Source organism: Komagataeibacter sucrofermentans DSM 15973 (genome assembly GCF_040581405.1).
Classification (GTDB): domain Bacteria; phylum Pseudomonadota; class Alphaproteobacteria; order Acetobacterales; family Acetobacteraceae; genus Komagataeibacter; species Komagataeibacter sucrofermentans.
Map to the genome: position 1 here is coordinate 460,499 of NZ_CP137157.1, position 11,921 is coordinate 472,419.

General features: G+C 64.1%; 11 protein-coding genes. 6 read left to right on the forward strand and 5 right to left on the reverse strand.

The genetic code is table 11. From position 1 onward, the window contains the following. Position 1 precedes the first annotated feature (1 nt). From lspA to R5N89_RS02235, 4 genes are all read left to right on the forward strand, one after another. Positions 2 to 475 carry a signal peptidase II gene (lspA, locus tag R5N89_RS02220; protein WP_110568952.1) on the forward strand — a complete coding sequence of 158 codons (474 nt, stop codon included), beginning with the start codon at positions 2 to 4 and terminating at the stop codon, positions 473 to 475. Between the two features lie 94 nt (positions 476 to 569). After that, entirely contained in the window at positions 570 to 1,058 is a 489-nt protein-coding gene (locus tag R5N89_RS02225) for a DUF3035 domain-containing protein (protein ID WP_110568951.1), read from the forward strand. Between the two features lie 55 nt (positions 1,059 to 1,113). Further along, positions 1,114 to 2,979: a DNA mismatch repair endonuclease MutL gene (mutL, locus tag R5N89_RS02230; RefSeq protein WP_110568950.1), complete on the forward strand. Its 1,866-nt coding sequence runs from the start codon at positions 1,114 to 1,116 to the stop codon at positions 2,977 to 2,979. Between the two features lie 134 nt (positions 2,980 to 3,113). Continuing rightward, positions 3,114 to 4,649 carry an NADH-quinone oxidoreductase subunit M gene (locus R5N89_RS02235; RefSeq protein ID WP_110568949.1) on the forward strand — a complete coding sequence of 512 codons (1,536 nt, stop codon included), beginning with the start codon at positions 3,114 to 3,116 and terminating at the stop codon, positions 4,647 to 4,649. A gap of 123 nt (positions 4,650 to 4,772) precedes the next feature. Here R5N89_RS02235 and parE read toward each other — a convergent pair whose 3' ends face one another. Together parE and R5N89_RS02245 are read right to left on the reverse strand one after the other, a co-directional pair. After that, positions 4,773 to 6,812, reverse strand: coding sequence for a DNA topoisomerase IV subunit B (gene parE / locus R5N89_RS02240; protein ID WP_110568948.1), 2,040 nt, complete (start codon positions 6,810 to 6,812; stop codon positions 4,773 to 4,775). A 153-nt stretch (positions 6,813 to 6,965) separates the two neighbouring features. Further along, a complete protein-coding gene (locus R5N89_RS02245; protein ID WP_110568947.1) occupies positions 6,966 to 7,502 on the reverse strand; it encodes a hypothetical protein in 537 nt (178 codons plus the stop codon). A 403-nt stretch (positions 7,503 to 7,905) separates the two neighbouring features. On the opposite strand from R5N89_RS02245, the gene R5N89_RS02250 reads away from it, so the two are divergent. Next, positions 7,906 to 8,343: a hypothetical protein gene (locus R5N89_RS02250; protein ID WP_110568946.1), complete on the forward strand. Its 438-nt coding sequence runs from the start codon at positions 7,906 to 7,908 to the stop codon at positions 8,341 to 8,343. A 44-nt stretch (positions 8,344 to 8,387) separates the two neighbouring features. Here the strand turns inward: R5N89_RS02250 and R5N89_RS02255 are convergent, their stop codons facing one another. Continuing rightward, entirely contained in the window at positions 8,388 to 8,834 is a 447-nt protein-coding gene (locus tag R5N89_RS02255; RefSeq protein ID WP_110568945.1) for an Rrf2 family transcriptional regulator, read from the reverse strand. Positions 8,835 to 8,986: 152 nt separating this feature from the next. Here R5N89_RS02255 and cysK point away from each other — a divergent pair, with 152 nt between their 5' ends. Beyond that, positions 8,987 to 9,976: a cysteine synthase A gene (gene cysK / locus R5N89_RS02260; protein ID WP_110568944.1), complete on the forward strand. Its 990-nt coding sequence runs from the start codon at positions 8,987 to 8,989 to the stop codon at positions 9,974 to 9,976. A 138-nt stretch (positions 9,977 to 10,114) separates the two neighbouring features. Here cysK and R5N89_RS02265 read toward each other — a convergent pair whose 3' ends face one another. Both R5N89_RS02265 and R5N89_RS02270 read right to left on the reverse strand, forming a co-directional pair. Further along, positions 10,115 to 11,260, reverse strand: a complete 1,146-nt coding sequence (locus R5N89_RS02265) for an OmpA family protein (RefSeq protein ID WP_167400862.1) — start codon at positions 11,258 to 11,260, stop codon at positions 10,115 to 10,117. A 249-nt stretch (positions 11,261 to 11,509) separates the two neighbouring features. After that, entirely contained in the window at positions 11,510 to 11,848 is a 339-nt protein-coding gene (locus R5N89_RS02270) for a DUF1491 family protein (RefSeq protein ID WP_110568942.1), read from the reverse strand. Between the last annotated feature and the right edge of the window lie 73 nt (positions 11,849 to 11,921).

The window sequence follows — 11,921 nt, forward strand, 5'->3', positions numbered from 1 at the left end:
GATGAACAACCGCGTTCTGGGTGCCACCTGCCTGCTCGGTGCGCTAGTGGCCGACCAGGCCAGCAAATACTGGGTCCTGAACATCTATGACCTGCCGGCGCGTGACAGCGTGCCGGTGCTGCCGGGCCTGAACCTGACCATGGTGTGGAACCACGCCATCACCTTCGGCATGCTGGGGGGGGCTGGTTCTGCTGGCCGCATCATCTTCTCGGTCGCAGCACTGCTGATCGTGGCGGGACTGGGCATATGGATGGCGCGCACCCGGCGGCAATGGGTGGCGGTGGCGCTGGGCATGGTCATGGGCGGCGCGATTGGCAACGTGATCGACCGGCTGCGTTTTGGCGCGGTGGTCGATTTCATCCATGCCCATGCCTATGGCTGGTCATGGCCGGTGTTCAACATTGCCGATGCGCTGATAGATTGTGGTGTCGCGATCCTGATTATCGACAACCTGCGTGATCGCGATGCAAACTAGGGGAGGCGCGGCGTGCACATGCTTGCCGAACCGTTCCACTAACGGTAATAGGCGAGATATGGCGATTTCAGCTCTCAGACCCCTTTCGTGCGCATTGCTTGTCTCGAGCGGTTTCATGCTCTCGGGGTGCACGGGTGCCGATGTTTCGCGCGCGTTCGGGCTCGAGCGCAGCCTGCCGGATGAATACACCGTCACCACGCGCGCGCCGCTGTCCATGCCGCCATCGGATGAACTCGGTGCGCCCAACAGCAACGCGGTGCAGCGCGCGCAGGACACCAACCCACGCATGCAGGCGCTTGAAACCCTCTCGCCCAACGTGGCGCTGCAGGGCGCTGACGGCACGGGCAGCGTGGGGCAGACCGCCCTTGTGGGTCAGGCGCAGGAAGCCGCGAACGAGCCAGACAAGGGCGAGATGGGCCGGGCCGATACCAGCTTTGTCGACAAGCTGATGTTCTGGCATGGTGGCGGGGCGGGGAACCTGGTCAATGGCAAGGCGGAAAACGCCCGCCTGCGTGAGGATTCGGCCCTTGGCCGTAACCTGACCCAGGGTGCGACCCCTACCGTAAGCGGCCCTGCCAAATAAGGGCTGGCGTCTTGCATGGGCGGCATCAGGCCGCCCCAACCGCCGGTTTATCCGCATGAATACGTCTTCTACGCCTGAATTGCCGGTCATCCGTCGCCTGTCGGAGCAGGTGGTCAATCGCATTGCCGCAGGCGAGGTGATCGAGCGCCCGGCTGCGGCGCTGAAGGAACTGGTGGAAAACGCCCTCGATTCGGGGGCGCGGCGCATCGGCATCCGCCTTGATCGTGGCGGAATCGACCGCATCGAGGTGACCGACGACGGCTGCGGCATGTCGCCCGATGACCTGTGCCTGGCGGTTGAGCGGCACTGCACCTCCAAATTGCGTGACGAGACGCTGGTGCGCATTTCTACCCTTGGCTTCCGAGGGGAGGCGCTGCCCTCCATCGGGGCTGCGGCACGGCTTACTGTCATGTCGCGGCAACATGGGACGGATTCGGCGTGGTCCATCCGCGTGGAAGGGGGCGCCGTCAGCCAGCCCGAACCCTGTGCCGGGCCTGCGGGCACCCGCGTACTGGTGGAGGACCTGTTTTTTGCCACACCCGCGCGGCGCAAATTCCTCAAAAGCCCACGTGTCGAATCCAGCCATGCCGAGAACGTGGTGCGCAGGCTGGCGCTGTCCGCCCCGCATGTGGCGTTCAGGCTGGAATTTGACCAGCGCGTAGTCCTTGACCTGCCCGCGCAGGACCGCGCCGCCCGCGTTGCGGCCATTCTCGAGGCCGGTCAGGCCGATGGTCTGCTGGCGGTTGAAGGCCAGCGTGGCGACCTCAAGCTGAGTGGTTATATCTGCGCGCCATCGGTGCATCGGGCCACGGCCAACGGGCAGATGCTGCTGGTCAATGGGCGGCCCGTGGTTGATCCGGTGCTGCGCACGGCAGTCAGGGTGGCCTATCGCAACGTGATGGAGCACGGGCGGCATGCGGTCGTGGCCCTGTCGCTGGAAATTCCGCCCGAGCAGGTGGATGTGAACGTGCATCCCGCCAAGACCGAGCTGCGCTATGCCGACTCGGCTGCGGTGCGCGCGCTGGTCATTGGCGCGCTAGGGCGCGCCCTTGGCGCCGGGGCGGGTGTTGCGGGCGTGCGGCCCGACCTGCTCCAGTCGCGCGGGCCATCAGCCGCGCGGATATGGTACCCGCCCGAGCGCGGGAATGACGCGGCGGACCTGTCCACCCGCATGGCAGCCCCAATGCCGCCAGCCCCGCAGGCCGATCCGGACCTGCCCCCCGGCTTTGCCGAGTCGTCGCTGCCGCTCGCGGCCCTTCCTGCGGCCCGCAAGGCGGTGCCGCAAGCCGTGCTTGAGCATGCCGACACCACTGCCGCCATGGCGCATCCGCTTGGCGCGGCGGTAGCGCAGGTGCTGGGCACCTATATCCTGTCACAGACGGCGGATGGCGCGCTGGTGCTGGTGGACCAGCACGCCGCCCATGAGCGCCTGACGCATGAAATCTTGCGCGCGCAGTATCTTGGCGGCGAGATCCGCGCCCAGCGACTCCTGCTGCCCGAGGTGGTGGACCTGCCTGCCCGGCAGGTGGCGGTGCTGCTGCCTTTCGCCCCCGCGCTGGCCCGGCTGGGCATCGAGATCGAACCCTTTGGCGGCACGGCGGTGCTGGTGCGCGCCCTGCCTGCGCTGCTGGGCAAGGAAAACCCGGCTTCCATGCTGCGCGACCTGGCCGAGGAACTGGAGGCGGACGAGCTTTCCACCCCCGCGCAGGCCGATGCGCTGGACAGCCGCATGGATGCGATCATTGCCCGCATGGCCTGCCACGGCAGCGTGCGCGCGGGCCGCAGGCTCACACACGAGGAAATGAACGCCCTGCTGCGCGACATGGAACGCACGCCGCGCGCGGGCACCTGCTCGCATGGCCGCCCCACCTGGCTGAAGCTGGAAAAGGCCGATCTTGAGCGGATGTTCGGTCGCCGCTAGGCCGCGCGGCAGGGGCCGCATGGGCGTGGAGCAGAGGCGCCATGGCTGTGGCATGCCGGGGTTCCTCTGCATAATGTGAGCGGGGCGTGGCTGGATTCTCTCCCGCCAACGCTCCTAGGGTCAGCGCATCATTCATGGATGATGTGAGACCGAATGTGCATCCGATCCTGCTCTCCCTAGTTACGTATCTGCCCCTTGTGGGGGCTGCGGCCATCATGCTCACGCGCGGCACGGCCCAGAGTATCGAGACCGCCGCGCGCTGGGTGGCGTTGTGGACCAGCGGCATCGTGTTCGTGCTGGCCGTGCTCATGTGGGCGCAGTTCGACCCCGCACGGCACGGTATTGCGTTCGAGCAACAGGTCAGGTGGGCCAGTGGCGCGGGCATGTCCTACCATGTGGGGGTTGATGGCATCAGCCTCATGTTCGTGCTGCTTTCCGCCTTCCTGACTCCACTGGCCATCATTGGCGGGTGGCGGCAGGTCACGGGGCGGGTGCGCGACTACATGGTGGCCATGCTGGTGCTGGAAACGACGCTGATCGGGCTGTTCTCGGCGCTCGATCTGGTGCTGTTCTATGTGTTCTATGAAGCAACGCTGCTGCCTGCCAGCCTGATGATTGGCGTATGGGGCGGCCCGCGCCGGGTCTGGGCCTCGCTGCAGTTCTTCCTGTTCACCTTTGGCGGCTCGCTGTTCATGCTGCTGGCATTGCTGGCCATGTGGAACGCCACCGGCACCACCGACATCGTGGCCCTGCAGCATCATGGCTTTGGCCACGGCATGCAGTGCTGGCTGCTGGCGGGCTTCATCATCGCCTTTGGCGTCAAGCTGCCGCTGTTTCCGCTGCATGCGTGGCTGCCCGATGCCTATACGGAGGCCCCGACCCCGGCCTCGGTCATGCTTTCTGGCGTGCTGTCAAAGGCGGGTGCGTACGGCCTGCTGCGCTTTGGGGTGATGATGTTCCCCGATGCGGCGCGGCTGTTTGCCCCCGTGGTGCTGACGCTGGGCGTAATCGCGGTGATCTACGCCGCCATCATCGCGCTGGCGCAGACCGACATGAAGCGCGTGATCGCCTATTCCTCGTTCTCGCATATGGGGGTGATCGCCATCGGGCTGTTCACGCTCACGCCCGAGGGGATTGATGGCGCGATCTTCCAGATGCTCTCGCATGGCATCGTGATCGCAGCACTGTTCTTCTGCGTTTCCGCTGTATCCTGGCGGGCGGAAACGCGCGAGATCAGCGCATTCTCCGGCGTGGCCCACAAGATGCCGGTGCTCGCCACGCTGGCCATGCTGTTTGTCATGGCCAATATCGGCCTGCCGGGCACGGGAGCCTTCGTGGGTGAGTTTCTGGTCATGGTCGGCGCGCTGCATGTCTCGTTCTGGCTGGCCTTCCTCGGTGGCACGAGCATGATTCTGGGTGCGGTCTATATGCTGGTGCTCTACCGCCGCGTGCTGTTTGGCGCGGACCGGGGTGGCATCGTAGCACTGCTGCGTGACCTGACCGGGCAGGAACTGGCCGTGCTGGTGCCGCTGGCCATCGTCACCATATGGATGGGTGTGCACCCCAACTCGTTCCTGCGCGTGTTTGATCCTGCCGTGACCTACCTGCTGCACCCGCTGGCCACCGTGGCGGCGGTCGAGCCTGCGCAGATCACGCATGTGGCAGGATAAAAAATGATAAAAGTTTTTGGTGCCGCCTTTTTCACAAGGCGGCATTCTTTTGAAGCTTTTTGAAAAAAGCTTCACCAAAAACTTCTGCTTTTAAAGCCCGGCCCCCTCTGGAGGCCGGTTTTTTTATACGTCGAGGTTATCGACCTGATTGGCGTGTTCCTGAATGAAGCGGAAGCGCAGTTCCGCCTTGCGGCCCATCAGGTGTTCCACGCGCTCGAGCGTAAACGCCCGGTCTTCGGGCGGGGTGATGACCTTGAGCAGCGTGCGGTGTTTGGGGTCCATGGTGGTCTGCTTGAGGTCGGCGGGCGGCATTTCACCCAGACCCTTGAAGCGCGAGACCTCGACCTTGCTGTTGGGCTTGAACACCTTCCTGAGCTTGCGCTCGCGATCGGCGTCATCCATGGCGTAAATGCTCTTGCTGCCCTGTGTCAGGCGGTAGAGCGGCGGCTGGGCCAGGTACAGGTGCCCGCCCCGGATCAGGCCGGGCAGTTCGCGGTAGAAAAACGTCATGAGCAGGGAGGCGATATGCGCGCCATCCACATCGGCATCGGTCATGATGATGATGCGGCCATAGCGCAGCTTGCTCGCATCAAAACGCTCGCCCGTGCCGCAGCCCAGGGCCTCGACCAGATCGCGTAGTTCCTGATTGCCGCGCAGCTTTTCATTCGAGGCGCTGGCCACGTTCAGGATCTTGCCGCGCAGCGGCAGCACGGCCTGTGTTTCGCGGTTGCGGGCCTGCTTGGCCGACCCGCCTGCCGAATCGCCTTCCACCAGAAAGATTTCGGTCTCGGCCGCGTTCTCGCGCGTGCAGTCGGTCAGCTTGCCGGGCAGGCGCAGGCGGCGGGTCGCACTTTTGCGCGGGGTGTCCTTCTGCTCCTTGCGGCGCAGGCGCTCCTCGGCGCGTTCCACCACAAAGGCCAGCAGGTTATCGGCCTGGGGCGGGTTGCCCGCCAGCCAGTGGTCGAAGCGGTCGCGCAGCGCGGTCTCGACGAGCTTGCTGGCCTCGCCGCTGGTCAGCTTCTCCTTGGTCTGACCCTGAAACTGCGGGTCGCGGATGAACACCGACAGCTTGGCGGCGATGCAGCCCATGATGTCATCGGCGGTGATGTTGGCCGCGCGCTTGTTGGCGCGCTGCTCGCCCCAGTTGCGCAGGCCCTTGACCAACGCGTTGCGAAACCCGGTCTCGTGCGTGCCGCCATTGGGGGTGGGAATGGTGTTGCAGTAGGACGCCAGCGCCGATGTGCCCTGCTCAAGAAAGGCGATGGCCCATTCCATGCGCCCGGTATCCGCGCCATCGGGGCCGGTGGGCAGGTCGGCGTCACCGGCCCACAGGTCGGTCAGCAGGGCGGCTTTCTCGCCAAGTTCATCGCGCAGGCTGTCAGCCAAACCACCGGGGAAGTGCAGCACGGCCTCGGCGGGGATGTCATGGTCCTTGATCAGCGCGGGGTCGCACGACCAGCGGATGGTGACGCCACGGAACAGGAATGCCTTGGAGCGGCACAGCCGGTACAGCCGCGCGGGCGAGAAATGCAACCGCCCGAAAATCTCGGGGTCAGGGGTGAAACGGATTTGGGTGCCGCGCCGGTTATTGACCGGGCCGATTTTTTCCACGCCTGAAAGCGGGCGACCACGCTCATAGACCTGCCGCCACAGGGCACGATCACGCGCGATTTCCACTTCCATGCGCGACGCCAGGGCATTGACCACCGATGAGCCAACCCCGTGCAGCCCGCCCGAGGTGGCATAGGCCTTGCCCGAGAACTTGCCGCCCGCATGCAGCGTGGTCAGGATGACCTCAAGCGCAGAGCGATCGGGAAAGCGCGGATGCGCATCGACCGGAATTCCGCGCCCGTTATCGCGGATGGTCAGGTAGTCACCGGCCTCGAGGGTTACATCGATGGTGGTGGCGTGGCCGGCCACGGCCTCGTCCATCGCGTTATCGAGAATTTCGGAGGCGAGGTGATGATACGCCGTCTCGTCCGTGCCGCCGATATACATGCCCGGCCGCCGCCGCACGGGTTCGAGTCCTTCCAGCACCTCAATGGCGCTGGCGTCATAGGAATCGGGACCGTTTTTTGCGGGGTCTGGCATGGCGGCGGGGGAAACCTTGTGTGAAGTGGGCCGGGCAGGCGGCGCAGGCGTGGAAAAAAGATCGTCGTTCATGAAGCGTTCTTTGTTCTGTCAGGTCACGTCCTGTCAAGCTGCGCGGCCTGTCTCCCTGCGCCGACTATGCCCGCACTTGCAGGCATGAAAAAGGCCGGACAAAGCCCGGCCCCGATTTTTCTTCAGCTTCTGGCGCGCAGGCTGGCGCGTCGGTCAGCTACGCACCGTGCGGCGCGCGGGCGCGCGCGTGCGGGCAGGGGCTGCGGCCGGATGGTTGGGAGCCGTGCAGGTCAGGTAGGACGCGGGCTGGATGATGTCCTTGGCCTGGGCATAGTTCGACAGGTCGGCCGTGCTTTCGAGCTCCTGCACCTCATCGAACATGGAAACATGCTGCTGGCAGAACGCGGTGCCCGCCTGCAGGCCGCGCTCGGACTGCACGTTGGCGAGCTGCGTGATGTAGTCATCATGCTGGCGCTGGGCGTTGCGGCCATAGGTGGTGGAGAAATATCCGTTGAGCACGTGCTCCTCGGCCGCGAGCTTGGGGCGGAACTTGCCAACAAAGTTGTTGTACTTGTCCTGCACGCCACAGGACAGCGCGGTGACCATGAGCTGGCTCTTCAGCCCCTGCACGTCAAACGCCTCATGCGCGGGGGAGGGGGAGCAGGGACCGGCAGCCAGTGCCTGCCCGCCATTAACCAGCCCCACAAGGGCAAGAGCTGCAGCGCCAGCGCGCCAGATCGACATGGACATCAGGACGGGTTCTCCAGAGATAGTGGGGCGGTTGCCAATGGGGGTAATGCACGGACCCCGCATATTCCGGCACGATGAAATCCGGATCAGGTCTATAGCGCAAACACGCTGCCGCCAAAAGGGCGCGTGACAGACCCGCGTTCAAAAAGATGCGTTATGAATGCACGATGGGATGACAGCGCCCCGTGGTCCGGGTATGCCACACGGGCAGGGCGTGCATGCCTGCGCAAAAGACAGGGGTGGGGCTTTTCCGCCTGGATGCGTTGTTCTACAGCGTATGCCATGGTGGTTGGCCCGCGCGCCAATCCTGACCGTTACGGGGCGGCGCAGGCGCAATGGTCCTTAACGGGTGATGTATCAAACACAGCGGAGCTGACGAGTGCGACTGCGACTGTCTGCAATCATGATGACGACGGGCCTTCTGCTCGCCGGATGTGACAACAAACCGGCGGTGAACCTTGGTGGCATCACCGGAACCCCCAATCCCTATAACTACATGAAGGCCTCGGGCCAGTGCCAGGTTGGCAGCCTTGCCGATGCGGGCAAGGACACCAAGTCCACTACCATGCAGGTGCGCAGCGATGATGGCTACTGCGCCATCGAGACGCGGGCCTCGGCAGGCCATCCCTATGCCTCGTTTGGCGTTTCTCCCGCGCCCGATCACGGCAAGGTGTTCATCTATAATTATAATGATCACACTTATGTGACCTACACGGCCAACACCGCCTATTCCGGCCCGGACAAGTTCCGTGTCGTGCTGATTCCCGGTGGGGGCAAGCCGCGTGAATACATGAATGTGACCACAACCGTCACCGCGCCCGCCGTTACCGCCGCGAAGTAATCCGGCGGCTGGCCAGCCCTGCTGCGGCGGGGCTGGCAGATGGCCTAGATGGAGAAGGTGATCGGCTCGGGCAGGGGGCGGCGCATGCCGGCATGCTCGGCCCGGCGCACAAGGTCATCAAGGCTGATCTTGCGGCACTGTTCATCGATCATCGCATCGAATTCCTGCCAGCATGGCTCGACAACTTTCTGGAACAGGCCGCCAACGGGGCCGTCATCCGTATTGTCCTCCGCCGTGATGACCGCAAGGATATCCGCCAGCAGTATATCGCGCCGCGGGCGGCCAAGCCGGTAGCCGCCACGGGGGCCACGCACGCTTTCCAGCAGGCCCGAGCGTGACAGGGTCTGGAGCAGCGGCTCGATCCCGCGCCGGGCCAGGCCCGCGCGCTCGGCGATGTCGGCAGCGCTGATGGTGCCATTCCGCCCCGCGTGAAAGGCCACGTCCAGCATGATCAGTATGGCGATCATGGTCCTGTCACGCCGCAGCAGCATATCGTTCAGCCTCGCCTTGCATGGATGAAAAACCGGTTTCCCCCGTTTACCAGTAATTTGCTGATTGTTCCACGCTTCTGTTCAGGAGGATGGTGGATTATGTCAGACTGCACGCGTGAATAGGCCATTACCGCACCAAGGAGTGATACCGGATGACGAAAACCACCCCGCCCGATCGCACGTACGGTTTTGCCGCCCCGCGCGGGCGGATATACGACTCCATTGTCGAGACCGTGGGGGGCACGCCGCTCGTGGCGCTGCCGCATCTGACCCGCGAGGACGGCCTTGCCGCCCGCGTGCTGATGAAGCTGGAATTCTTCAATCCGCTCGCCTCCGTCAAGGACCGCATCGGCGCTGCCATGATCGAGGATGCCGAGGCGCGGGGCGAGATCCATCCCGGCAAAACCACGCTGGTGGAACCGACTTCGGGCAATACCGGCATTTCGCTGGCTTTTGTCGCGGCGGCCCGGGGCTACAGGCTGATCGTGACCATGCCGGAGGGGGCCTCGATCGAGCGCCGCAAGATGCTGCGCCTGCTCGATGCCCAGCTTGAACTCACCCCCTCGCGCCTTGGCATGGCGGGCGCCATCGCACGGGCGGAGGAAATCCTGCAAAAAACCCCCAATGCCTGGATGCCGCGCCAGTTCGATAATCCCGCCAACCCTGCCATCCATGCCGCCACCACGGCAGAGGAAATCTGGGTCGATACGGCGGGCGCGGTTGATATTGTGGTAGCGGGCCTGGGCACGGGCGGCACGGCAAGCGGCATTGCCCATGGGCTCAAGCCCCGCAAGCCCGGCATCGAGGTCTATGGCGTGGAGCCGATGGAAAGCGCCATTCTCAACGGCGATGAGCCGGGGCCGCATGGCATTCAGGGAATCGGGCCGGGCTTCTGCCCCCGCACGCTCGACCTCGCGGCGCTCGCGGGCGTGCTGCCGGTATCGGAGCGCGAGGCGATTGCCGCCGCCCGCCGCTGTGCGCGGCTGGACGGGGTGCCGGTGGGCATTTCATCGGGGGCGGCGCTCCATGCGGCCATACAGCTTGCAGGACGACCCGAGAACGCAGGCAAGACCATCGTGACCATCGCGCCTTCCTTTGCCGAGCGCTACCTGTCCACGTCCCTGTTCACCGGGCTGGTCTAGATCGGAAGTTCCAGGCGCCGCCTTTTGCAAAAAAGGCAGCGCCTGAAAACATTTGGTTCACACAGCCCCATATGGAAAAAGCGGCTCCCTTGCGGTGCCGCTTTTTTCTTTTCCATGCTCAGGCGTGGAAGTGGGTGCTCAGTGCAGGATGATCTCGACCCGGCGGTTCTGTGCCTCGCGCGTGTTGGCTGCGGTCTGCACCAGCGGGTTGGAATCACCATAGCCATGAATGTCGATGGCGGGGCCGGGCACGCCGTCACGCACCAGTTCGGCCTTGATGACCTGTGCGCGCCTGAGCGAGAGGGCCTGATTATACTTTTCCCCCTGCGGGCCGGGATGGGCCGCCGAGTTGTCAGTATAGCCATTGACCTCGATGCGCGTGGTCTGGGTGTTGGTCGAGGCCTGGGCCGCCACCGCCACAATGGAGCGGGCGCGGTCGGTCAGGTCGCTGCGGTCCCAGTCAAAGAACACGAGATAGGTGCGGTTCTCGGCCGGGGCAGGCACGGCGTTGGTTGAAGGCGGCGGCGGTGGTGGCGGCGCAGGGTTGAACTCGTAGCGCAGGCCGAGCATCAGCGAATGGTTGAAGTCGGTGCGGCTGTCACGGTTGCCATCACGAAAGCCATAGTCGCCGTTCATGGCGGCAAGCGTGGTCGCGCTGCCCGTTACCACGGAATGGTGCGACTGCGGGCCGAGCATGGTCCAGAACCGGTATTCCGCCGTGGCCGACAGGCCCACGACCCACGGCATGGGGAAGGAAAGGCCGAATATGCCCTGATAGGCGAAGTTGCCGTAGCTGCCGCTCACATGCTGGCTGTAGTTCGCCCCATTCACGTTGCCCGTGATGGTGGTGTTCATGTTCTGCCAGCCATAGCCGATACCCGCGCCAAAATACGGGAACAGCCAGCTTTTGCCGATATCAAGGTCGAACAGCGCATTGGCCATCAGCCCCGATTCCTGCTGCCGGCCATCGGCATGGGCATGATAGGCGGCATTGCCGCCCACGGTTTTCAGGTCATTGTTGCGATAATGGCCCTCAAGCTCGACGCGGAAGCCATTGCCAAGCCCCCAGCCAATCGCGCCGAGGCCGATGGCGCCGGTGCGAAACTGATCACGTGCCGAAGAATTCCGTATGACCTGGCCCTGGTTGAAGGTCGCGCCACCTTCACCGCTCATATACAGGCCCTGAACAGGCTGGGCGAATACCGGAGCGGAGACCAGCACGGAGCCCAGGGTAACCGAGGCAGCCAATAAAGACCCTGCAAGCAATCCGTACCGCAGATTCATACTCTTTTTCTCCCTTCGACGGGCCTCTTCCGGCATATAGGCCCGGTCGGGTGCACGTGCCATATTCCCTGGACTGATCAGCATCCGCATTCTTTTGCTGAAAGAAACCGCCCCTGACAATCCATTGCCACCACCTTAACCCGCCGCTCGGGGTAGTGTGGCCCACTGGCATGGCTGACTGTGTGTCAGATGCCACACCTTTCTGGCCGGATCGGTTTCCCTGCTTTCAAATCCGTGGAATCACGTCTTTCATATCAATCTTGCTTCAAACGGCGGCATCAGATCAGGGGCATCAAATTCAACAACCCACAAGTCGGGGTCGCGTTCCATCTGCCGTGTGACATAGGCGTCAACACTGGCCTGATCAACATCCGTCTCCCCTGTAGCGCGGAACCATGCCCGGCGTCCATCGGGGGTACGGGTCTGGGACAGCACGCACATCCGCCCCCCGCGCCCCAGAAGCACGGCCAGCACGCCGCCTGCGTCATCATCGCCATGGTGCAGCACCATGCCCGGATTTCCCTTCTGTCCAGCCTGGCGCAGCATTGCCCGGACCCACAGGCCGGTTTTCAGGCGGGGTTCTTCCATGGGGTCTGATTTCTCCGGTAATGCATAAAAACAGAGGGTGGCATGCAGGAATAGCATGGTTTTTGCCCGCGCG